Genomic DNA, 20,707 nt, shown 5'->3' on the forward strand with positions numbered 1-20,707 from the left:
CGACCGGCAGACGCCGGTCGCTTCCGCCGATACACGCCTGCTCCGCCAAGCCTACGCACGCGCCAGCCGCGTACCTGGGGCCGCTGGACCAAGCGACGGTTTTGCTCCGGCCACACGGCACCTCAGCGCTCGCCAAGGGCGGCGAGATAGGCGCAGAGCATATCGGCCAGGGCCTCGGCGTAACGCTCGATCTCCGCCTCGCTGCGTGGCTGTTCGGAGAACTGCTTGCCGACCGCGCCGAGGGTGGTGGTGAGCAATTCGCCGGCCAGGCCGCGCTCGACCTCGGCGACCTCCGGCAAGGCCTCCCGGAGAAACGCCTGGAACACCCGCGCGCCCTCCGCCTTCACCTCCCGCGCCTCGTCGGCGTCGCGATACAGCGGCGCCGCGTCGCTCAGCGCCACGCGTATCGCCGCCTCTTCGCACTCCGAGCGCACGAATGCCAGCACCAGCCGGCGCAAGCGCTCCAGCGGCGGCCGGGCGGTATCCTCGAGGATCTCGCCGAGCAGACGCGTGGTGCGCCGCCACTCGTCGCTTTGCAGGCGGAAGAGGATCGCCGCCTTGTTCGGGAAATACTGGTACAGCGAACCGATGCTCACCCCGGCGCGCTCCGCCACCCGCGCGGTGGTAAAACGTTGCGCACCTTCGCTGGCCAGAACCTGAACAGCCGCCTCCAGGATGCTCGCCACCAGTTCGCTGGAACGGGCCTGCTGCGGCTGCTTGCGCGAGGAAATACGCGGGTTTCGCTTGTCGCTCATGGAAGGCTCCGGAATGCGAATGGCGGAATGCGATGAATCCGTCGCATTCTAGGTCCACGCACTTACGCGCTCAAACATTCCCGGAGCCATCCATGAATACCCTCACCAACGCCCCGCTCGCCGATCTCCTGCAACGCCTGTTCGCCGAAGCCGAGGCCAGCGCACCGGGCGACAGTCCCGCCCTCGCCGACCTCTCGGAGGCCGAGCTGAAGCGCCTCATGGGCAGCAAGACCGAATACCGCGAGCTCTACGGTCGCCTGAAGGACCTGGCCCTGCCCGTCTCCCGCGAAACCGGCTGCCTGCTCTACATGCTGGCGCGCAGCAGCTCGGCGCGCAGCATCGTCGAGTTCGGCACGTCCTTCGGCCTGTCCACCCTGCACCTCGCCGCGGCGCTGCGGGACAACGGCGGCGGCCGCCTGATCGGCAGCGAGTTCGAACCCTCCAAGGCCGAGCGGGCACGGCACAACCTGGCCGCCGGGGGGCTGCTCGACCTGGTGGAACTGCGCGAGGGCGATGCCCTGCAAACCCTCGCCAAGGACCTGCCGGACAGCATCGACCTGGTCCTGCTGGACGGCGCCAAGGCGCTCTACCCGGAGGTCCTTGCCCTGCTGGAAAGCCGCCTGCGCCCCGGCGCGCTGGTGATCGCCGACAACGCCGAGCATAGTCCCGAGTACCTGGCCCATGTCCGCTCGCCGGCCAACGGCTACCTGTCGACGCCCTTCGCCGAGGATGTCGAGCTGTCCATGCGCCTGGGCTGAAGCCTAGCGACTGACGGCGTCTCGCGGGTTTGCTAGGGTCTGGCTCATGCCGCCCGGACAGCTCGAAGGAGACCCGCATGACCCGTGACCGACTCGCCGAGCGCTACCGCGCCTACATCGACTGCCTGAACCGCCAGGACTGGGCGCGCCTGGGCGACTTCGTCCATGACCGGGTGCGCTACAACGACGTGCAGATCGGACTCGACGGCTACCTGCGGATGCTCGAAGGCGACTTCCTGGCAATCCCCGACCTGCGCTTCGAGATCGAACGCCTGCTCGTCGATCCGCCGGGCGTCGCCTGCCGCCTGCACTTCGACTGCACACCCGGCGGCCGGCTGTTCGGCATCCCGGTCAACGGCCAGCGGGTACGCTTCGCCGAGAACGTCTTCTACGAATTCGAAGACGAGCGCATCGCCGGCGTCTGGTCGGTGATCGACAAGGCGGCGGTCGCCGCGCAGGTACAGGTGGCGTCGCCGTCGTCCTGAGGCGCCAGGGCACTGCGGGCCGACCATCTACCAGGTATCCACGAACGGCCGCTTGCGCCCCGTCCTCGGCGCCGGTTCTCCGGCGACCGCCAGGCCGCGCAGGAGCCAGGCGCGGGTCTCCGCCGGGTCGATCACCGCGTCGATCTCCAGGTAGCTGGCCATGTTCAGCGCCTTGCCATTGCGGTAGGCCTTGTCCACCATGCCGCGGAACAGCGCCTCGCGCCGCTGGGGGTCTTTCTCGGCCGCCAGCTCCTTGGCGAAGCCCAGCCGCACCGCGCCTTCCAGGCCCATGGCGCCGAACTCGCCGCTGGGCCAGGCGACGGTGAACAGCGGCGAATGGAAGCTGCCCGCCGCCATGGCCTGGGCTCCCAGTCCGTAGCCCTTGCGCAGGACCACGGTGAAGAACGGCACCGTCAGGCTGGCGGCGCTGACGAACATCCGCGAGACGTGGCGCACCGTGGCCTGTTTTTCCGCCTCCGGGCCAACCATGAAGCCAGGGGTGTCGCAGAGCGAGACGATCGGGATGTCGAAGGCGTCGCACAACTGCATGAAGCGCGCGGCCTTGTCGCCGGCCGCGGCATCGATGGCGCCGCCGAGATGGCCAGGGTTGTTGGCGATCAGGCCGAACGCCCGGCCCTCGATCCGCAGCAGCGCGGTGACCAGGCCGGGAGCGAACTGGCGCCGCAGTTCCAGCACGCTGCCCCGGTCGGCCAGGACCTCGATCGCCTGGCGGATGTCATAGGCACGCAGGCGGTTCTCCGGCACCAGGTGGCGCAACTCGCGCTGGTCGGCGCAACTCCAGTCGGCCAGCGGGCCCTGGAAATAGCCGAGGTAGCGCCTGGCCACCGCGACCGCTTCGGCCTCGTCCGCCACCAGTACGTCGATCACTCCGTTGGGCCCCTGCACGCCCGTCGGACCGACCTCCTCGGCGGCGAAACGGCCCAGGCCGCCGCCCTCGATCATCGCCGGGCCGGCCATGCCGATGGTGGCGTCGCGGGTGGCGATGATCACATCGCAGCAGCCCAGCAACGCGGCATTGCCGGCGAAGCAGCGACCGGAGACCACTCCCACCAGCGGCACCAGCCCGGAGAGCCGGGCCATGCCGACGAAGGTATGGCAATCGAGGCCGGCGACGCCGACGAAATCGGTATCGCCCGGGCGCCCGCCGCCACCCTCGGCGAACAGCACCAGCGGCAAGCGCCACTGTTCGGCCAGGCCGAGCAGGCGGTCGGTCTTCTTGTGGTTCATCACCCCCTGGGTGCCGGCGAACACCGTGTAGTCGTAGGCCAGCACCAGGCAACGCGCGGCCTGCGCGCCGAAGCTGGCGGCCCCCACCGTACCGGTGCCGGCGACCAGGCCATCGGCGGGGCTCAGCTCCAACAACTCCTCGGCGGAGCGCCGGCGACGCTGGGCGGCCAGGGCGAAACCGCCATATTCGCTGAAGCTGCCCTCGTCCAGCAGGTCGAGCACGTTCTCCCGCGCGGTACGCTGTCCGGTCTTGCGCCGCCTGGCCAGCGCCTGCGGACGACGCTCGTCGCCCAGCGCTGCCTGGCGCTCGAGTACCTCGGCGAGATCGGCGCGGATATGCGCCAGGTCCAGCGCCTGTTCGGTCGGTGCCTGCTCGTCGTCATCCTCCGTCGGTTCGAGGAACAGCAGCGTCGCGCCCTCCTCCAGAGGCTCCCCGAGGCTCGCCGCGAGCCGCCGGACGATACCGCCGCCGGGTGCCTTGACCTCGAATTCCATCTTCATCGCTTCCAGGATCGCGACCCGCTGGCCGGCACGCACCCGCTCGCCCTCGGACACTTCCAGGGCCACCAGCACCCCGCTGCTCGGCGCAGGCAGCGGCAGGCTGCCGAGTGGCGCCTCGACCCGCGCAGGCGCGGCGTCCTTGGCGAGCGGGCACTCGGCGCGGAGCCGCGGATGGCTCGCCGGGATAGGCGCCAGCAGTGTCTCCAGGTGGCTTTCGACGAAGCGGGTGTCGACCCGGTTGGCCTGTACCGCCGGATGCAGCAGAAGGTTGCGCAGCAGATCCAGGTTGCTCGCCACGCCCTCCAGGCGGAATTCGCAGAGCGCCCGGTAGGCCCGGCGCAACGCGGCGGGATAATCCGCACCGCGCACGACCAGCTTGGCCAGCAGCGAATCGTAGCTGGGGCTGACCCGATAGCCGGCATAGCCGTAGCCGTCCACCCGCAGGCCGGGACCGCTGGGCGGTTCGTAGGCGCCGATAGTGCCCACCGCCGGACGGGCGCTGCCGTCGGCCGCCAGGGTCTCCAGGTTGATCCGCAGTTGCACCGCGCAGCCGCCGATCGCCGGCGGTCGCTCCAGGCCGAGGGCGGCAAGCTCCATACCGGCGGCGAGACGCAACTGGGCGTGCAGCAGGTCAACCCCGGTGACTTCCTCGGTGACGGTGTGCTCCACCTGGATACGCGGATTGGCTTCCATGAAATAGAAGTGCCCGGGGCGCTCCTCGTCGACCAGGAACTCGAAGGTACCGATCCCCCGATAGCGCACCGCGCCGGCCATGCGCAGGGCGCAATCGATCAGCGCCTCGCGGGTGGCCTCCGGCAGGTCCGGGCTGGGCGCGATCTCCAGCAGCTTCTGCTGGCGCCGTTGCAGGCTGCAATCGCGCTCCCAGAGGTGGCTGACCGCACCGCTGCCGTCACCGAGCACCTGTACCTCGATGTGCCGCGCCCGCGCCACCCGTTGCTCGACGTATAACTCGTCCCGGCCGAACGCCGCCTGCGCCTCGGCACGGCAGCGGCGGTAGGCATCGGCCAGTTGCGCGACCTCCTCCACTGCGCGCATGCCACGTCCGCCGCCGCCGGCAAGAGCCTTGAGCATCACCGCGGCGCCATCGCCCAGCCCTTCCAGGAACGCTTCGGCCTCTTCGACGCTGACCGCGCGGTTGACCCCGGCCACCAGCGGCACCTCCAGGCGCTCGGCCAGGGCACGCGCGGCAGCCTTGTCGCCGAACAGGTCGAGCACTTCCGCTTGCGGCCCGACGAAGTGGATGCCCGCGCGCTGGCAGCGCCGGGCGAATTCGCCGTTCTCGGCGAGGAAACCGTAGCCCGGATGGATCGCCTCGCAGCCCTGCTCCAAGGCCAGCGCGACCAGCCGATCCATGTCGAGATAGGCCGCCACGCCACGGCCGGCCAGCGGCAGCGCGACATCGGCCTTGCGCACGTGCAGGGAAGCGGCATCGTCCTCGGCGAACACCGCCACCGAGCGGATACCCAGGTCGGCGCAGGCGCGAGCGATGCGAATGGCGATCTCGCCGCGGTTGGCGATCAGCAAGGCGTTGAAGGGAGCGGTCACGGCAGGTTCTCCGGGGAGCGGGTCAGGCGGCCGGCGAAAGGAGCTGGCCCGGCGGCGCGTTGGTCATAGTCGCAGGCATCTTAGGCAGCCGAAGGAAGCGGCAGAACTGAGGCTTATTCATCGCCATCCATGAAGCCTATGCATGGTTCTATCGGCGAGCATGCCTGCTAGGCTGGCGCCTTCCCCAGACAGGCGCGCGCAAACATGAATCAGCCACATGAATGGTCGCCCCTCAGCCGTTTCGATCTGAACCTGTTCCGGGTCTTCGAAGTGGTCTATCGAGAACGCAACCTGACCCGCGCGGCGGGCCTCCTGCATCTCAGCCAGTCGGCCGTCAGCCACGCCCTGGCGCGCCTGCGCGACCAGCTCGGCGACCCGCTGTTCGTTCGCCAGGGGCGCGGGGTTGCGCCGACGCCGCTGGCCGATCGACTGGCGCCGGGCATCCATGACGCCCTCGCCGGCCTGCACCGCAGCATGAATCGCTGCCAGACATTCGACCCTCGGCGCGACGCGCGGACCTTCCAGTTGAACATGCCGGAGCAACTGGAGCCGCTGGTGCTCCCGGCGATCCTCGACCACCTGCGCCAGGCCGCGCCGCGCATCGAGATACGCTGCAACAGCCTGCACTGGGCGGACCTGAAGGCGGAACTGGGCGCCGGACGCATCGACCTCGCCATCGAGATCGCCCGGCCCACCGACGCCGCCCTGCGCCGCCAGCACCTGCTCGACGACAGCCTGTGCGTGATGGCCGGGCCGGGCTTCGCCGGCGACCTGAGTGCGGAGGAGTACCTGGCGGCGGACCATGTCGCGGTGACCTCGCGGCGACGCGGCATCTGCATCGAAGACCTGGCCCTCGGCCACCTCGGCCTGACCCGCCAGGTGCGCCAGCGCTGCCAGCACTACCTGTCGGCGGCGTTGCTGGTGGCCCAGGGCAGCTACCTGCTGACCCTGACCCGAGGCTACGCCGAACTGATCAACCGCGGCCTGGGCAACCGCCTGCTGCCGATGCCGCTGGCCCTGCCAGCGGTGACTCTGAATCTCTACTGGTCGCGCCAGGCCGACGACGAAGCCGGCAGCCTCTGGCTGCGCGGCGAACTGGCGGAGTTGGCGACGCGCCTGCGCTGAGCGCGGGCGCTGCGACTAGGGCTTCGCCGCCTTGGCGCGGGCCTTCTGCAGCCACTGCCCGGCCTTCGCCGAACACTCCGTGACATAGGTCGTATCGATCGCGCAGCGCTCCCCGGTGGCCTTGAGCAGGTAGGCGGCATCGGCTACCTCGTAGTCGGTGTGCCGGCGCGGCGTACCCTTCGCCTGGGATTCGCGTTCGTCCTCGCGGATGTCGCAGTACAGCGCATTGCTGCGGGCGAACAGTTCGAGGCACTCGGCATCCTTGCCCAGCAACGGGTTGGCGCTGTCCTCGGCGGACTTGGAGCAGCCGCCGAGCAGCAGGCAGGCGCAGGCGATCGTGGCAAGCGGGCTACGCATGTGTCCGTTTCCTTGGCCATGGAGAGTGCGCCATTAAAACAGCCCCGGCGCCTCGGCGCACCCGCGGCGTGCCCATGGTGCTACTCCGCATCCCCCTGCCCCAGCAGCGCCCGATACTTCACCGCCGCCGCGGTCCGCGACGGCACGTCCAGCGCCCGCAGCAGCGACGACACATGGATGCGCACCGTGTAGTGGGAGATGTCCAGGGCGCGGCCGATCTCCTTGTTGCTCTTGCCCTGGGCCAGCAGGCGCAGGACATCCAGCTGGCGCTCGGTGAGCCCCTCCAGGCGCGGGCTGGGCTGCAGCGGCAGGAGACCGGAGGGTTCGTAGCGCACCAGCACTTCCCCGGCGCGGATGGCCAGAATCGCCTGGCCGAGTTCCTCGGGCGCGATGCTCTTGCCGAGGAAGCCGTCGGCCCCTGCATTCATCACTTCGCCGATGAGCTGCGGGTCGTCGACCATCGAGACGACGATCAGGGTGGTGCGCGGGAACCGGCGGCGCAAGTCGGCGAGCATCTCGATGCGGGTCAGGCCGGGGAAACGCAGGTCGAGGATCAGCGAATCGGGCTGCTCGCCTTCGCCAGCCAGGCGCAGGACCCCGGCGAGATCGCCGGCCTCCTCGATCCTGGCCTCGGGCAGCAGGCGCTGGAGGATACTCAGCATGCCCTCGCGAAACAGCGGATGATCATCGGCGACGATGATGCGGCCAGTCATTCTTGTAGTCTCCAGGAGTCGCAGTTTCCGCCGCGCATGCTACCTTAGCCCGCTACCGCCGCGCCCACCCTTCGTCCGTCTTCGTGACGAAGGGGGCGAAACAGAGGAAAAGGCGCGCGGCGCTCCCATGCACACGGAGGTGCACATGAAGTTCGAGAAGAATACCGAGCTGGACCAGGCCAACCTGCGACTGATCGTGGCCACCTGCGCGATTCTCTACGTGGTGCTGATCGGCCTGCTGCCCGGCCTGAAGGTCGAGACCTACCTGCCGATCGTTGCCTACTACGGCCTGTTCCTGATCGCCTCCATACTGCTGCGCCAGGCCATCGTGCGCTGGCCGGGGCACTACCCGGCGCGGCGGATCTTCTGCATGCTGCACGACTACGCCGGCACCTCGTTCGGCCTGATCGTGGGCGGCGAGGCGGCGCTGCCGCTGTACGCGGTGATGGTCTGGATCAACCTGGGCAACGGCATGCGCTACGGCTCGCGCTACCTGGCCATCGCCACCGCCCTGGCGCTGCTCGCGCTACTGGTCATCTATCGCCTGACCCCGGCCTGGCAGGCTCAGCCGTTCATGGTGCTGATGCTGATGACCACCAGCACCGTCATTCCCTTCTACGCGCACCTCCTGCTGGAGCGCACGCGCAAGGCCACCGAGGAAGCGTTGCAGGCGAACCAGGAGAAATCGCGCCTGCTGGCCCAGGCCAGCCACGACCTGCGCCAGCCGATCCACTCCATCGGCCTGTTCACCGCCTGCCTGCGCGACGCCCGCCTGGGCGACGAGGAACGGCGCCTGGTGGACAACATCGACCGCTCGCTGCTCAACGTCTCGCAACTGTTCCGCTCCATCCTCGATCTCTACACCCTCGACAACGGCCGGCTCCAGCCCAAGCAGGAGAACGTCCACCTGGGCGAGTTGCTGCGCGACCTGGTCCGGCGCAACGCCGAGGCGGCGCGCTGGGCCGGGGTGGAGTTGCGCCTGCGCCCTTGCCGCCTGTGGACGCGAACCGATCCGGGGCTGCTGTCGACCATGCTGCAGAACCTGCTCTCCAATAGCCTCAAGTACGCCGCCGAGCGCCCGCTGCTGATCGGCGTGCGGCGGCGAGGCGACGGCCTGGCCGTAGCCATCTACGACCAGGGCCGGGGGATCGCGGAGGAACACCTGCCGCGGGTGTTCGAGGAGTTCTACCGGGTACGCGAGACGCGCGACCGCGACGTCGAGGGAATCGGCCTGGGGCTGTCCATCGTCCGCCGCCTGGGGCAGTTGACCGGGATCGAGGTGACGCTGCGCTCGCGGGTCGGACGCGGCACCGCGGTGACCCTGCACGGCCTGCCGGCAGTCGCCGCGCAAGCCCTGCCCCGCCGCGACGATCCCCTGCAGGCCGGCCTGCTCACCGGCTTGCGGGTGTGCCTGGTGGAAGATGATCGCAACGTCCTGCGCGCCACCTCGGCGTTGCTCGAACGCTGGGGCTGCACGGTCCAGGCGGAAACCGAGGCGGACGGCTGGCGAACCGATTGCGACATACTCGTCGTCGACTACGACCTCGGCCCCCACGCCTCCGGCGTCGAGTGCATCGAGCGGGTACGGCGGCAACGCGGAGAGGCGATACCGGCGCTGGTGATCAGCGGCCACGACATCGAGCGTATCCAGGCCAGCGTCGAAGACACCGACATCGCCCTGCTCTCCAAGCCCGTGCGCCCCACGGAATTGCGCGCCACCCTGCGCGCCCTGCGCGAGCGCCCGGAGGCCGCCAGCCACGCTTCCTGAGGCAAGGCAGGTCGAGGAGCGCAGGCCTACGGCGGGCCGTACTTCATGCCGGCGCAGCCGTGGGACAGCAGCAACTCGCCGTCGTCGGCCTCGAACTGGGTGATCCGCTTGCTCTTGTCGACGGTGACGGAAATGATGCAGCGATTGGGGTGGTTGACGGTATCCCAGTAGTTGGTGTTCACCATCACGTTGCCCTGCATCTCCGAGCTGGAGCCCACCACTTCATAGCGGGAATAGCTGGTGTCGGTGTACCACTGCATCACCACCTGCGAGCCGTCGGCGGTGCGCTCCATGTTCTGCGGCGTACCGAAGAAGGCTATCGCTTCCTCGGCGGAACGGCCCTTCCACTGGCTGCGGGCGTAGACCTCGGGCAGCGTGTCCATCTGGATGCAGCCGCCCAGGGAAAGCGACGCCAGTAACGGCGCGATGAATATCCGGCGCATGGGTTGACTCCGTGTCTAGGGGTTCTTCGGCGGGTTGCCAGGCAGCAGGTCGAAGGCTCGCAGGCCCGGCGCGGCGTCCTGCCCGGACGCTTGCGCGCGGTTCGCCTGCTCGCCCACGGCCATTCCGCGCGGTGCGGCGGCAGGCTTTCTCGACGCCGCCAGCGAACGCCCACCGGCAGAGAACGACTCGCGCGCCGGCTCGTCGCCGCTGCCGAAGCACCACCAATCGCTGGCCTCCGGGCCGGTGGCGAGTACGGATTGCCGAGTCATGGTTCCTTCCAAGTCGCGTGCGTCCTGCACAACCGGTTTCCGCGAAACGCGGGGATCAAGGGCGGGACTATAGCGTCGCGGCGAAGAAGCTCGAATAGCACAGAGGTACTATTTTCGGTTCGGGCCCTTGACCACGCAGCCACTTCAAAGCAGCCCCTGTTGAAGCTTGTGGCGGGCCTTGCAACGCGACGGGGTCGTGTCGTCCGAGCTCAATCTGCCTGTAGTGGAACTGAAAAGTGTTGCATGACCGGTTGGATCCGTTCCTTTTTCCTCGTCCGAACCCATCCGGGCGCCACTAGGCCGATTTTCTATGGCAAGGGCCCACCTCAGCGTCCGCTCCCCACTAATGCGACGACACGTACTCCTCTCCCCCCTGCGCCGGCGGCAGCGAGAACCCCGCGCGCAGGCGCCGGGCTTCTGCCAGCGGCGAGCGGCCGAACAGACGCTTGAACTCGCGGTTGAACTGCGAAGCGCTGGCGTAGCCGACCGCATGGCAGGCGGCCTGGGCGCTCATGCCCTGGCGCACCATCAGCAGACGCGCCTGATGCAGGCGTGTGCACTTCAGGTACTGCATCGGCGAGGTCTGGGTGATCGCCTTGAAGTGGCTGTGGAACGACGGCACGCTCATCCCCGCCTCGCCCGCCAGTTGCGCCAGCTCGAGCGGCTCGGCGTATTGCGCGTGGATGCGGCGCAGCGCCCGGGCAATGTTGCCGAAGCGCCCGCGCATGGCCAGTGCCGCGCGCATGGCGCCGCCCTGAGGGCCGGTGAGCACGCGGAAGTACAGCTCGCGCAGTAGCGCAGGCGCGAGGATCGCTGTCTCCAGCGGATCGCCCAGCGCCTCCAGGAAGCGCAACACCGATGCCCGCAGCGGCGCGTCCATAGGGCTGGACATCAGACTGCGTGGCGCTTCGACCTGCGCAAGCGCGCGCTGACGGTCGATCTCCACCGCCAGCCCGGCCGCCAGCGGGAAATCCAGGTGCAGGTAGATCGCCAGCAGCGGTCGCTCTGGCGTGGCATCGGTCTCCATGGTGAACGGCACCGGCACCGCCACGGCCAGGTAGTGCTGCTCGTCGTACAGGTAGATCTGCTCGCCGAAATAGCCGCGCTTTCGCCCCTGGCAAACGATGACGATCCCCGGATCGTAGAGCACCGGCGTCCGCGCCAGCGGACGATCCGAACGCAGCAGGCGGACGCTGTCGAGCCCGGTGAGGTTGTAGCCCTCCTGGGGCGCCAGGTTTTCAAGCAACGCGACCATGCGCTGTCGGTCGGCGGAGCGGATGGCTTCTGAATCAGGCGGTGATGCGCTCATAGAATCAGGCAATGAAACGAGAGATTCCGGTCTCTGAGATAGGGACATTTCTGCGTATTGTGCACTCATTCCCCCATAACGGAGTCACACCATGTCGTTTCGCAAGACCCTGTTGATCACCGGCGCCAGCAGCGGCTTCGGCCAGGCCCTGGCCCGCGAGGCCCTGGATGCCGGTCACCGCGTGGTGGGCACGGTGCGCAGCGAGGAGGCCAGGAGCGCACTGGAAGCCGTGGCGCCGGGCCAGGCCTTCGGCCGGCTGCTGGATGTCACCGACCTCGCCGCCATCGAGCCGACGGTCGCAGCCATCGAGCGCGACATCGGTCCGCTGGACGTGCTGGTGAACAGTGCCGGCTATGGTCATGAAGGCATCCTCGAGGAGTCGCCGCTGGCCGAGATGCGCCGGCAGTTCGAGGTCAACCTGTTCGGCGCGGTCGCGATGATCCAGGCCGTGCTGCCCTACATGCGTCGGCGCCGCCGCGGTCATATCCTCAACATCACTTCCATGGGCGGCTACATCACCATGCCCGGCATCGCCTACTACTGCGGCAGCAAGTTCGCCCTGGAAGGGGTTTCCGAAGCCTTGGGCAAGGAGGTGGCCGGCCTCGGCATCGCCGTCACCGCCGTGGCCCCCGGCTCCTTCCGCACCGACTGGGCGGGCCGCTCGATGGTCCGCAGCCCGCGCACCATCGCCGACTACGACGCGCTCTTCGACCCGGTCCGCCAGGCGCGCCAGGAAAAGAGCGGCAAGCAACCGGGCGACCCGCGCAAGGCCGCGCGCGCCATGCTCCAGGCCATCGACGCGGAAAACCCGCCGGCGCACCTGCTGCTGGGCAGCGATGCACTGGGGCTGGTGCGGCAGAAGCTGAAGGCGCTGGAGGAGGAAATCGCGGCGTGGGAAGAGGTCACGCGGTCGACGGATGGATGAGATTTGGAAAGTCGTAGACGGATAATTCCACGGCATTATCCGCCGATACCGCGCCGAACCGGCGGATAACCGCACTGCGGTTATCCGCCCTACGCCATGGCCAGGTTGCTGGCCCGCTCCGACAACGGACAGCCCTTTTCCTGCAAGTACCGAATCGCCTGCCGTGCCGTGGCGGGATTCATCGTATTGCCGATGAAGGTCGTCAGCGAGTCGGTGAACTCCAGCACGATGTTCTCGGTGTAGTGCCATTTCCGATAGTCCACCCGGGAAATGCTGGAATACGGCTTCGAGCGCGTGCGGATGACGCGGAACTCGACACGGTCCGCATGCAGGACCAGCCGCGGGGACAGGTCGCTGTGGGCCCAGCATAGCCAGGGAATGCCTTTCCAGCCGGCGAACGCGGCGACCAGGCGCACGTTCAGGCCGCTGTCCGTCGCAGGATCCTTCGTCACGCGCCCTCGCCTCCCAGATAACAGCCGCGCTGCTTGTCCACTGTCACCGTATGCCCGAAGCCCAGGACGAACCTGTCGTGGAACGGAAGCCCGGCGAGCCAGGAGGTCGCGCCGGTCCGCAGCCTCTCGTCGCGCCCGCTCCTCACTCCCCCACCCGCCCCTCGACCCTCCTCAAGCGCGCCATGCTGTACACGTCCACGAAGCGCCCATCCCGCACCGCATAGTCACGCATCTCCCCTTCGGTCTCGAAGCCGAACTTGCGATACAGCGCCAGCGCCGGGGCGTTGTCGGTGTAGACGGTGAGTTCGACGCGGCGCAGGTTCATCCAGTTGTCGGCGATGTCCAGCAGTTCGCCGAGCAGGCGGCTGCCGACTCCCTTGCCCTGCCAGGCGACGGCGACACCCATGCCGATGCTGCCGCTGTGGCTGCGGCGGATGCGCGGGTGCTGTTCGAGGCTGGCGCTGCCGATGACGTCCCCCTGGTGCAGGGCGACGAGGATCAGCAGGCGGTCGTCGTCCGCGCTGTCGTGCAGGCGCTTGCGGCGCTGCTCCACCGACTGGTAGGGCATCTGCAGGACCTGGCGGGCCACGGCGGGGTCGTTGTACAGGGCGGTGAGGCCTTCCACGTGGCGTTCGCTGTAGCGTTCGAGGCGGATCGTCGGCGATTCGGCGGTCATTGCGGTCATCCCTGGGCTGTCTGGCCACCCAGCATAAGCGTCTGCGCCGGGCTCGACCAGCCGGTCGGAGATCGCGCTTTCCCTGCCGCGCGGCTCTGGCTAAGCTCGACCTTCGAACAACGAAAGGACGCCAGCATGGTCCAGAGCGCCCCAGCCAGCGAAATCGCCGCCCTCATCCTGCGCGGTTTCGACGATTACCGAGAGCAGTTCCGCGAGATCACCGACGGCGCCCGTGCCCGCTTCGAGCAGGCGCAGTGGCAGGAAGCGCAGCGCGCCTCTACGCAGCGGATCAACCTCTACGAGGAAAAGGTCGCCGAGACGGTGGCCGGGCTGCGCGTGGGGCTGGCCGACAGCGAGCTGCTGGACGTGGAGCGCTGGCCGATCATCAAGAGCGCCTACATCGCGCAGATCGACCTGCGGCTGGACGACGAGCTGGCCGAGACCTGGTTCAACTCGATCTTCTGCGGGTTGTTCAGCCACGACAACATCAGCGACGGCACGATGTTCGTGCACACCACCCGGCCCTCGCTGCGCGCCCACGCCCGCGCGCCCTACACCCGCACCTACCGGCCGGGCGGCGACCTGCGCCAGGCGCTGGAGAAGATCTTCGACGACTACCGCTTCGACGTGCCCTACGACGACCGCGAGCGCGACCTCGAACGGATCGACGCACTGCTGCACAGCAACCTGCCGGACTGGGTGTGCAAGGACCCGGACCTGGCCATCGAGCTGATCGGCTCGGTGTTCTATCGCAACAAGGGCGCCTACCTGGTGGGTCGCCTGTTCACCCCGGACGAGCAGTGGCCGCTGGTGTTCCCGCTGCTGCACCGCGAGGGCCACGGCATCCAGTTCGACACGGTGATCACCGACGAGGCGGAAGTCTCGATCATCTTCTCCTTCACCCGCTCCTACTTCATGGTCGACGTGCCGGTGCCGGCCGAGCTGGTGGCCTTCCTCAAGCGCCTGCTGCCGGGCAAGCACCTGGCCGAGCTGTACACCTCGATCGGCTTCTACAAGCAGGGCAAGAGCGAGTTCTACCGCGCCCTGATCAACCACCTGGCGACCACCGACGACCGCTTCGTCATGGCCCCCGGCGTGCGCGGCATGGTGATGAGCGTGTTCACCCTGCCCGGCTTCAACACGGTGTTCAAGATCATCAAGGACCGCTTCAACCCTTCGAAGAGCGTCGACCACGCCACGGTGATCCAGAAGTACCAGTTGGTGAAGAACCACGACCGGGTCGGACGCCTGGCCGACACCCAGCAGTTCGCCGACTTCCGCTTCCCGGTGAGCAAGTTCGAGCCGGAGTGCCTGGCAGAACTGCTGGAAGTGGCGCCGTCGACGGTGGTGATGGAAGGCGACGTGGTGCTGATCCGCCACTGCTGGACGGAGCGGCGCATGACCCCGCTGAACATCTACCTGGAGAACGCCAGCGAGGCGCAGACCCGCGAGGCGCTGAACGACTACGGGCTGGCGATCAAGCAACTGGCGGCAGCGAACATCTTCCCCGGCGACATGCTGCTGAAGAACTTCGGCGTGACTCGCCATGGCCGGGTGGTGTTCTACGACTACGACGAGATCTGCTACCTCACCGAGGTGAACTTCCGCTACATCCCCGAGCCGCGCTTCCCCGAGGACGAGATGTCGTCCGAGCCCTGGTATTCGGTGGGGCCCAACGACGTGTTCCCGGAAGAATTCCCGCGCTTCCTGTTCGTCGACCTCAACCAGCGCCGGCTATTCGCCAAGCTGCACGGCAACCTCTACGACGCCAAATACTGGCAGGGCCTGCAGGAGCAGATCCGCGAGGGCAAGGTGATCGACGTGTTTCCCTATCGGCGGCAGGAGACGCCTGAACAGTTGCTCGGGTAGGTGCGGAGACAGACGGACGGTTGTTGGCCGTCATATGCCTGTTTTCGCGGGGCTGGAATTTGGTGGATTTTAGCTTTACCTCATAAAGTATCTAAAAAACCTCAGCTAGAGTTGGCCTTCCATGGCGTCGAATTGTGAATTCATTGATATCCTACAAAAATAGAGTTTACTCTGACGAGTTCTGAAGGGGCACAGCGGAAGCAGTAACTTTCCGTTACAAACCGAAAGCAAATAGCCTACACTCAACATAAGATGCGTACATTCCTGGCATCTTTGTTTACCTCGACTACGTGGTGTGAAACCTTTGAAACGCCGTCGACGCCTCCGGCAGGCCTGATTTTCAATATGGTTATAGCCTCTCGGCAAACATTCCGCCATGCCCAAGCGATAAAAATTATCTGACGCGGATTTTGAAATAGCCGCCAACCTTTTTAATATATATCAGCACATCAGACACCCTGATCGGAGCGAACTGCCTGCCGGAGGACATACCTACAAACCCGGCACCACCCCAACAACTGGAATCGTATGTGAAAACCATGGGAAGCCATGGGAAGCCATCCCCTGCTGGAATAATAAGCGCGATAGCCGATTTCGCACTCCACTCTGTATCGCAAGATAAAACTTTACGGCATCGCGCAACCAGAACTATCTAAAATGAACTATAGCGAGCTATCAGGCCATCATTCAAGAATCATCTCGGACCGGAAAATATCCCCGATCTGCAACGTCGCGGCTTGCTCGTCATCGCTGATGATGTTTGTGCCCATCATGTCGATCCAATTGTTGCGGGATGGGTCAACCAGCGCATCGATGGTAGGTTGCTCACGGAGCAGGTCTAGTGCATCCAGGTTGATACCTTGTCTTACAGTAACTTTTGAAATCGCCACGTCACGAATGTAGATTGGCCTCGGCAACTGGAAAGTAACCTCACGACCGCGATAGCGACCGTTGAAAAGATGATCTCTTGAGGTGCTTTCCAACAGCTCTTCTCGTGCACGACGGTCTCGATCTGCTATGTACTCGACGCGTTTCTTATCCGCCTTTCTTTTCGAGGGAGGCATAGCTTGTGGTTTGCCGAACGGTGCAGCTACAGCCTCTGCCGAAATTTCGAAACCTGTCGACCGAAGCAGTTTAGCCATTACGCCACGGGTTGCTGCATCTTGAGCAAACTCCAGTTCACTTTCAGCAATTGTTACGGGATCGTCGGGTACTGGATCAATGATCCTCAGGTGACTTGAATTGCCATCTTCAATGCCTATACTAAGACCTGAGACCAACCGTTGGCCTGTATGTCCAGACGGAAATATGATTGAGAGTTTCTGGGATACGCCCGAATTGATTTGACGATTCCTGAAAGCCTCGCCAGATTGGGTGCCCTTACATTCTAAAATGTGCCAGTTGCCATCGCGGTCTCGCGCCACGAAGTCAGGCGTCTTATTTGGTCCTCGCTTTGCCGTGCGATGCTGGTGTGCGCCATGTCTCGCACCATAGCGTTGCAAAAAATAGCGGCCATCAACAATTTCAACCAATGGCAAATGTTTAATGAGCCAGACGATCGGCACTCCCATTCCGAAGTCATCGCTCAGAATGGTTTTCTGATGCGCATCAAGATCTGCATAACTTCTTGTCAAACGCAGATCCGCATCATGGGGGGTGATCGCTGCCAGATACCTAACCCACGCCCAGAACTCTGCAAGCGAAACGCCAGTGACAGATGTCGGTGTTGTCAAGTAACCGATCATCAATAACATCGCGTTGATATTCAGATTGAAATTATTGGTACCTGCTGTGAAAGCAGGTGGAAAACTTGGAGTCTTGCCGACGCCAGGCCAACTGGACTCATCGACATGAACATCAATCGTACGGTACATCGCGGATGATCGTCCTTGAAAAGTGAGACACCGATCTTAGCCGTGGTCGACGAAAACTGTCGACCTATACTTGCGGGAAAAAGGGGACGAATTTGAATAGCACTTAACGTAAGCGCTAATTGATTGATTCAGAAAAGAAAGGCTGATCTTGATCTACGGTGATGGTTGCGAACATACACCGAGCCCAAGCAGCAGCCAGTCTTGTTGACTTCTCGTGCAGAGGCAGGAATCGAACCAGCCGCACGCCCCTAGACCAACTGCGCCCCCAGCGCCCGCACCACCCGCTGCAACTCCACCCGCCCACCGGTGGCGACGCGCAGGCCGGTGATCTCGCGGCGCGGCGGGTAGTGTTTGCGCAGGGCGTCGAAGGCGGCGCGGCGGGTGGCGCTGTCGCCGGTCAGGCTGCGGCGGAAGGCGGCATCGTCGCTGCGCGGGTCGTATACCGCGCGGCACAGCGTGGCCAGCGCCCAGGCCGGGTCGCAGCCGGGGTTGAGTTGCAGGCCGGCGAGCCAGGTTTCCGGCAGCACGTCTTGCAGGCTCACACGTTCGGCGATGCCGCGCCAGGCGCAGTAGGCCTGGTAGATCTGCGCGGTGCCGCGCAGCTTGCCTTCCAGGCTGTAGCCGGCGATGTGCGGGGTGGCGATCAGGCAGTGCGCGGCCAGTTCGGGGTCGGCCTGCGGTTCGCCTTCCCAGACGTCCAGCGCCACTTCCAGGTCGGCGCCGCCTTCGAGCAGGCGGCGCAGGGCCTGGTTGTCGACCACCGCGCCACGGCTGGCGTTGACCAGCCAAGTGCCGGGACGCAGGGCGGCCAGGCGGGGTTCATCCAGCAGGTGGCGGGTCGGGTGTTCGCCGTCGCGGTTCAGCGGAGTGTGCAGGCTGATCACGTCGGCCTCGGCCAGCAGCCGTTCCAGCGAGACGAATTCGCCGTCCGGCTCGCGTGCCTGGCGCGGCGGATCGCAGACCAGCACTTTCCAGCCCAGCCCGCGCAGCACCTCCACCAGCCGCCCACCGACCTGCCCAGCGCCGACCACCCCATAGGTGCGTTCGGCCAGGTCGGCGCCGCGCACCTCGGCCATCGCCAGCAGGCAGCCGAGCACGTAGTCCACCACCCCACGGGCGTTGCAGCCGGGCGCGCTGGACCAGGCGATGCCAGCCTCGGCGAAGTAGTCGAGGTCGAGGTGGTCGGTGCCGATGGTGCAGGTGCCGACGAAGCGCACCGGCGAGCCGGCCAGCGCGGCGCGGCTGACCTCGGTGACCGAGCGCACCAGCAGCACGTCGACCTCGGCCAGCGCCGCGCGGTCGATGGCGCGCCCGGGCAAGCGGCGAATGGAGCCCTGGTCGGCGAAGAAGGCGTCGACCACGGGAATGTTTTCATCGGCGAGAATACGCATGCAGACCTCCGCGAACGAGGCTGCACACTCTAGCAGGCCGAGGGCTCGCGGTGTTGGCGAACGGCTCGCGAGGCGGACCTGCCAGCGCCATGCGCAAGCCTCGACGATCGCGTTTCTCCCAACCACGACCGCGAACGATGGCCAGCTACAAGGAACAGAACCGCGAACGCCTCGTCCGCCTCCTCGACCAGGCGGCGGACGCCAGGGAGCCCGTTCATCGAGCCGGTAGCTCGCTCCGCTCCGGCATGGCCGCCAGGCGCTGGCGCATTTCCTCGCTGGCGGCAGGCCCGGCCTGCACGGTGCATTGCTCCAGCGGTACCGTTCGGCCATCGGCGAGAGCCGCCATGAACGAGCGCACCGGCCGCCCGCTTGTTCGCTCGACGAGCTGCACCCTCTGCCCTTCCTCTGCGTAGTGGCGATTGCCCCAGGCGACGAAAGCCATGAGCACGACGCGAAAATCCTCGCCCTTGGCCGTGGGCACGTACTGATAGCGCAGCGGGCGCTGGCTGTAGGGCTGGCGTTCGAGCAGGCCCGCCTCCACCAGCGCGTTCAGGCGCCGGGTGAGCATGTTCGGCGCGATATCCAGGCTGCGGGAAAATTCGTCGAAGCGGCGCAGGCCCTGTAGCGCATCGCGCATGATCAGGATGCTCCACCATTCGCCGACCCGTTCCAGGCTGCGGGCGATGGGGCATTCGGCATCGGCGAAGGTCTTGCGTTGCATGGTTCTTCCTTGGCGAGGCTCACAAAGTGCTGGTCCGCATGTTACTTTCATGATGATAGTTACGTCCACTGACTGCTATTCCATCGGAACAGAAGGACTCGGACCCTCATGAGCAAACGTATCGTCGTCACCGGCATGGGCGCGGTCAGCCCGCTGGGCTGCGGAGTCGAACCCATATGGCAACGCCTGCTGGCCGGGCAATCGGGCATCGCCACGCTCCCGGCGGAGCTGATCGGCGACCTGCCCATCAGCATCGGCGGCCAGGTCCCCGACCGTGTCCAGGACCCGCAGGCCGGCTTCGATCCCGACCTGCTGCTGGCCGCCAAGGAACAACGCAAGATGGACCGCTTCATCCTCTTCGCCCTGGCCGCCGCGCAAGAGGCCCTGGCCCAGGCCGGCTGGGCGCCGCAGAGCGCCGAGGCGCAGGAGCGCACGGCGACCGTCATCGCCTCCGGGGTGGGCGGCTTCCATGCCATCGCCGAAGCGGTGCGGACCACAGACGGCAAGGGACCGCGACGCCTGTCGCCCTTCACCATCCCGTCCTTTCTCTGCAACATGGCGGCCGCCCATGTGTCGATCCGCCATGGCTTCAAGGGACCGCTGGGCGCCCCGGTGACCGCCTGCGCGGCGGGCGTGCAAGCCATCGGCGACGCGGCGCGGATGATCCGCGCGGGAGAGGTCGACGTGGCGCTCTGCGGCGGCGCGGAAGCGACCGTCCACCGGGTCAGCCTGGCCGGCTTCGCCGCCGCGCGCGCCCTGTCCAGCGATTTCAACGACAGCCCCGAACGCGCCTCGCGCCCCTTCGACCAGGCCCGCGACGGCTTCGTCATGGGCGAAGGCGCCGGCCTACTGGTCATCGAGGAACTGGAGCACGCCCTGGCGCGCGGCGCCAGGCCCATCGCCGAGCTGGTGGGCTACGGCACCAGCGCCGACGCCTACCACATGACCGCCGGGCCGGAAGATGGCAGCGGTGCCCGCCGGGCCATGCAGCAGGCGCTGCGCCAGGCCGGCGTGGAAGCGGCCGCGGTGCAGCACCTGAATGCCCACGCCACCTCCACCCAGGTAGGCGACAAGGGCGAACTGGCCGCCATCAAGGCCGTGTTCGGCACCGGCAGCGGGCTCGCCATCAGCGCGACCAAATCTGCCACCGGCCACCTCCTGGGCGCCGCCGGCGGCATCGAGGCGATCTTCACGGTCCTGGCACTGCGCGACCAGCTCGCCCCCGCCACGCTCAACCTGGAAACGCCCGACACCGACGCCGAGGGCCTCGACCTGGTTCGCGGCGAAGCCCAGCGCTGGCCGATGGAACACGCGCTGTCCAATGGCTTCGGCTTCGGCGGGGTAAATGCCAGCCTGTTGTTCCGGCGTTGGGTGTAGGGTGGGCGACCCCTCTGCCAGTCGTTCCTGAGCACGCTGGCGGAGGGGAAGCCACTCATGTCGCATTGCCCCAGAGCGTGTGGTTTTTCCTATGCTGTAACTGCGTCGTGATGGTCTAGGCGCG

General features: G+C 66.6%; 19 protein-coding genes. 7 read left to right on the top strand and 12 right to left on the bottom strand.

Annotation, left to right across the window (positions count from 1 at the left end):
* Positions 1-122: 122 nt before the first annotated feature.
* Complete coding sequence (locus HMPREF2581_RS23365; RefSeq protein WP_003140307.1) at positions 123-755, bottom strand: TetR/AcrR family transcriptional regulator; 633 nt, start codon at positions 753-755, stop codon at positions 123-125.
* Positions 756-847: 92 nt separating this feature from the next.
* Between HMPREF2581_RS23365 and HMPREF2581_RS23370 the strand changes: the two genes are divergently transcribed.
* Both HMPREF2581_RS23370 and HMPREF2581_RS23375 read left to right on the top strand, forming a co-directional pair.
* Entirely contained in the window at positions 848-1,513 is a 666-nt protein-coding gene (locus tag HMPREF2581_RS23370; RefSeq protein WP_003140309.1) for an O-methyltransferase, read from the top strand.
* Positions 1,514-1,590: 77 nt separating this feature from the next.
* Positions 1,591-1,998, top strand: coding sequence for an ester cyclase (locus HMPREF2581_RS23375; protein ID WP_003140311.1), 408 nt, complete (start codon positions 1,591-1,593; stop codon positions 1,996-1,998).
* A gap of 27 nt (positions 1,999-2,025) precedes the next feature.
* On the opposite strand, the gene HMPREF2581_RS23380 is transcribed toward HMPREF2581_RS23375, so the two are convergent.
* Entirely contained in the window at positions 2,026-5,313 is a 3,288-nt protein-coding gene (locus tag HMPREF2581_RS23380) for an acetyl-CoA carboxylase family protein (protein ID WP_003140313.1), read from the bottom strand.
* A 204-nt stretch (positions 5,314-5,517) separates the two neighbouring features.
* On the opposite strand from HMPREF2581_RS23380, the gene HMPREF2581_RS23385 reads away from it, so the two are divergent.
* A complete protein-coding gene (locus tag HMPREF2581_RS23385; RefSeq protein WP_003140315.1) occupies positions 5,518-6,438 on the top strand; it encodes a LysR family transcriptional regulator in 921 nt (306 codons plus the stop codon).
* A 15-nt stretch (positions 6,439-6,453) separates the two neighbouring features.
* Here HMPREF2581_RS23385 and HMPREF2581_RS23390 read toward each other — a convergent pair whose 3' ends face one another.
* Together HMPREF2581_RS23390 and HMPREF2581_RS23395 are read right to left on the bottom strand one after the other, a co-directional pair.
* Entirely contained in the window at positions 6,454-6,795 is a 342-nt protein-coding gene (locus HMPREF2581_RS23390) for a hypothetical protein (protein WP_003086981.1), read from the bottom strand.
* 80 nt (positions 6,796-6,875) lie between these two features.
* On the bottom strand, positions 6,876-7,508 hold the full coding sequence (locus HMPREF2581_RS23395; RefSeq protein ID WP_003086978.1) for a response regulator: 633 nt from the start codon (positions 7,506-7,508) through the stop codon (positions 6,876-6,878).
* Positions 7,509-7,653: 145 nt separating this feature from the next.
* On the opposite strand from HMPREF2581_RS23395, the gene HMPREF2581_RS23400 reads away from it, so the two are divergent.
* Positions 7,654-9,276, top strand: coding sequence for a two-component system sensor histidine kinase (locus tag HMPREF2581_RS23400; RefSeq protein ID WP_003140316.1), 1,623 nt, complete (start codon positions 7,654-7,656; stop codon positions 9,274-9,276).
* 26 nt (positions 9,277-9,302) lie between these two features.
* On the opposite strand, the gene HMPREF2581_RS23405 is transcribed toward HMPREF2581_RS23400, so the two are convergent.
* The 3 genes from HMPREF2581_RS23405 to HMPREF2581_RS23415 form a co-directional block, all read right to left on the bottom strand.
* On the bottom strand, positions 9,303-9,719 hold the full coding sequence (locus tag HMPREF2581_RS23405) for a hypothetical protein (RefSeq protein ID WP_003086969.1): 417 nt from the start codon (positions 9,717-9,719) through the stop codon (positions 9,303-9,305).
* Positions 9,720-9,734: 15 nt separating this feature from the next.
* Positions 9,735-9,989 (bottom strand): hypothetical protein, encoded by a 255-nt coding sequence (locus tag HMPREF2581_RS23410; protein ID WP_003140317.1) that lies wholly within the window; start codon positions 9,987-9,989, stop codon positions 9,735-9,737.
* Between the two features lie 343 nt (positions 9,990-10,332).
* Positions 10,333-11,298 (bottom strand): AraC family transcriptional regulator, encoded by a 966-nt coding sequence (locus HMPREF2581_RS23415; protein WP_003140318.1) that lies wholly within the window; start codon positions 11,296-11,298, stop codon positions 10,333-10,335.
* A 91-nt stretch (positions 11,299-11,389) separates the two neighbouring features.
* Here HMPREF2581_RS23415 and HMPREF2581_RS23420 point away from each other — a divergent pair, with 91 nt between their 5' ends.
* Positions 11,390-12,223, top strand: coding sequence for an oxidoreductase (locus HMPREF2581_RS23420; RefSeq protein WP_003112398.1), 834 nt, complete (start codon positions 11,390-11,392; stop codon positions 12,221-12,223).
* Between the two features lie 89 nt (positions 12,224-12,312).
* Here the strand turns inward: HMPREF2581_RS23420 and HMPREF2581_RS23425 are convergent, their stop codons facing one another.
* Positions 12,313-12,675, bottom strand: coding sequence for a hypothetical protein (locus tag HMPREF2581_RS23425; protein WP_003082890.1), 363 nt, complete (start codon positions 12,673-12,675; stop codon positions 12,313-12,315).
* 142 nt (positions 12,676-12,817) lie between these two features.
* Positions 12,818-13,351, bottom strand: a complete 534-nt coding sequence (locus HMPREF2581_RS23430) for a GNAT family N-acetyltransferase (protein ID WP_003082887.1) — start codon at positions 13,349-13,351, stop codon at positions 12,818-12,820.
* Between the two features lie 135 nt (positions 13,352-13,486).
* Between HMPREF2581_RS23430 and aceK the strand changes: the two genes are divergently transcribed.
* Positions 13,487-15,220 (top strand): bifunctional isocitrate dehydrogenase kinase/phosphatase, encoded by a 1,734-nt coding sequence (gene aceK, locus HMPREF2581_RS23435; RefSeq protein ID WP_003140319.1) that lies wholly within the window; start codon positions 13,487-13,489, stop codon positions 15,218-15,220.
* A gap of 683 nt (positions 15,221-15,903) precedes the next feature.
* Here the strand turns inward: aceK and HMPREF2581_RS23440 are convergent.
* The 3 genes from HMPREF2581_RS23440 to HMPREF2581_RS23450 all read right to left on the bottom strand — a co-directional run bounded on the left by HMPREF2581_RS23440 (position 15,904) and on the right by HMPREF2581_RS23450 (position 19,206).
* Complete coding sequence (locus HMPREF2581_RS23440) at positions 15,904-16,974, bottom strand: hypothetical protein (protein ID WP_031632548.1); 1,071 nt, start codon at positions 16,972-16,974, stop codon at positions 15,904-15,906.
* Positions 16,975-17,342: 368 nt separating this feature from the next.
* Positions 17,343-18,485 carry a 4-phosphoerythronate dehydrogenase PdxB gene (gene pdxB / locus HMPREF2581_RS23445; RefSeq protein ID WP_003140321.1) on the bottom strand — a complete coding sequence of 381 codons (1,143 nt, stop codon included), beginning with the start codon at positions 18,483-18,485 and terminating at the stop codon, positions 17,343-17,345.
* Positions 18,486-18,699: 214 nt separating this feature from the next.
* Entirely contained in the window at positions 18,700-19,206 is a 507-nt protein-coding gene (locus tag HMPREF2581_RS23450) for a winged helix-turn-helix transcriptional regulator (RefSeq protein ID WP_003140322.1), read from the bottom strand.
* 108 nt (positions 19,207-19,314) lie between these two features.
* Between HMPREF2581_RS23450 and fabF the strand changes: the two genes are divergently transcribed.
* Entirely contained in the window at positions 19,315-20,583 is a 1,269-nt protein-coding gene (gene fabF / locus HMPREF2581_RS23455) for a beta-ketoacyl-ACP synthase II (RefSeq protein ID WP_003140323.1), read from the top strand.
* Positions 20,584-20,707: the final 124 nt, after the last annotated feature.

This window comes from Pseudomonas sp. HMSC057H01, assembly GCF_001836405.1.
In the GTDB taxonomy this organism is placed as follows: domain Bacteria; phylum Pseudomonadota; class Gammaproteobacteria; order Pseudomonadales; family Pseudomonadaceae; genus Pseudomonas; species Pseudomonas aeruginosa.

Coding starts and splice junctions, on each gene's coding strand:
- HMPREF2581_RS23420 (WP_003112398.1), top strand. CDS start 11,390: ATGTCGTTTCGCAAGACCCTGTTGATCACCGGCGCCAGCAGCGGCTTC.
- HMPREF2581_RS23390 (WP_003086981.1), bottom strand. CDS start 6,795: ATGCGTAGCCCGCTTGCCACGATCGCCTGCGCCTGCCTGCTGCTCGGC.
- aceK (WP_003140319.1), top strand. CDS start 13,487: ATGGTCCAGAGCGCCCCAGCCAGCGAAATCGCCGCCCTCATCCTGCGC.
- HMPREF2581_RS23365 (WP_003140307.1), bottom strand. CDS start 755: ATGAGCGACAAGCGAAACCCGCGTATTTCCTCGCGCAAGCAGCCGCAG.
- HMPREF2581_RS23395 (WP_003086978.1), bottom strand. CDS start 7,508: ATGACTGGCCGCATCATCGTCGCCGATGATCATCCGCTGTTTCGCGAG.
- HMPREF2581_RS23415 (WP_003140318.1), bottom strand. CDS start 11,298: ATGAGCGCATCACCGCCTGATTCAGAAGCCATCCGCTCCGCCGACCGA.
- HMPREF2581_RS23450 (WP_003140322.1), bottom strand. CDS start 19,206: ATGCAACGCAAGACCTTCGCCGATGCCGAATGCCCCATCGCCCGCAGC.
- HMPREF2581_RS23405 (WP_003086969.1), bottom strand. CDS start 9,719: ATGCGCCGGATATTCATCGCGCCGTTACTGGCGTCGCTTTCCCTGGGC.
- HMPREF2581_RS23400 (WP_003140316.1), top strand. CDS start 7,654: ATGAAGTTCGAGAAGAATACCGAGCTGGACCAGGCCAACCTGCGACTG.
- HMPREF2581_RS23430 (WP_003082887.1), bottom strand. CDS start 13,351: ATGACCGCCGAATCGCCGACGATCCGCCTCGAACGCTACAGCGAACGC.
- HMPREF2581_RS23440 (WP_031632548.1), bottom strand. CDS start 16,974: ATGTTATTGATGATCGGTTACTTGACAACACCGACATCTGTCACTGGC.
- HMPREF2581_RS23385 (WP_003140315.1), top strand. CDS start 5,518: ATGAATCAGCCACATGAATGGTCGCCCCTCAGCCGTTTCGATCTGAAC.
- fabF (WP_003140323.1), top strand. CDS start 19,315: ATGAGCAAACGTATCGTCGTCACCGGCATGGGCGCGGTCAGCCCGCTG.
- pdxB (WP_003140321.1), bottom strand. CDS start 18,485: ATGCGTATTCTCGCCGATGAAAACATTCCCGTGGTCGACGCCTTCTTC.
- HMPREF2581_RS23375 (WP_003140311.1), top strand. CDS start 1,591: ATGACCCGTGACCGACTCGCCGAGCGCTACCGCGCCTACATCGACTGC.
- HMPREF2581_RS23370 (WP_003140309.1), top strand. CDS start 848: ATGAATACCCTCACCAACGCCCCGCTCGCCGATCTCCTGCAACGCCTG.
- HMPREF2581_RS23410 (WP_003140317.1), bottom strand. CDS start 9,989: ATGACTCGGCAATCCGTACTCGCCACCGGCCCGGAGGCCAGCGATTGG.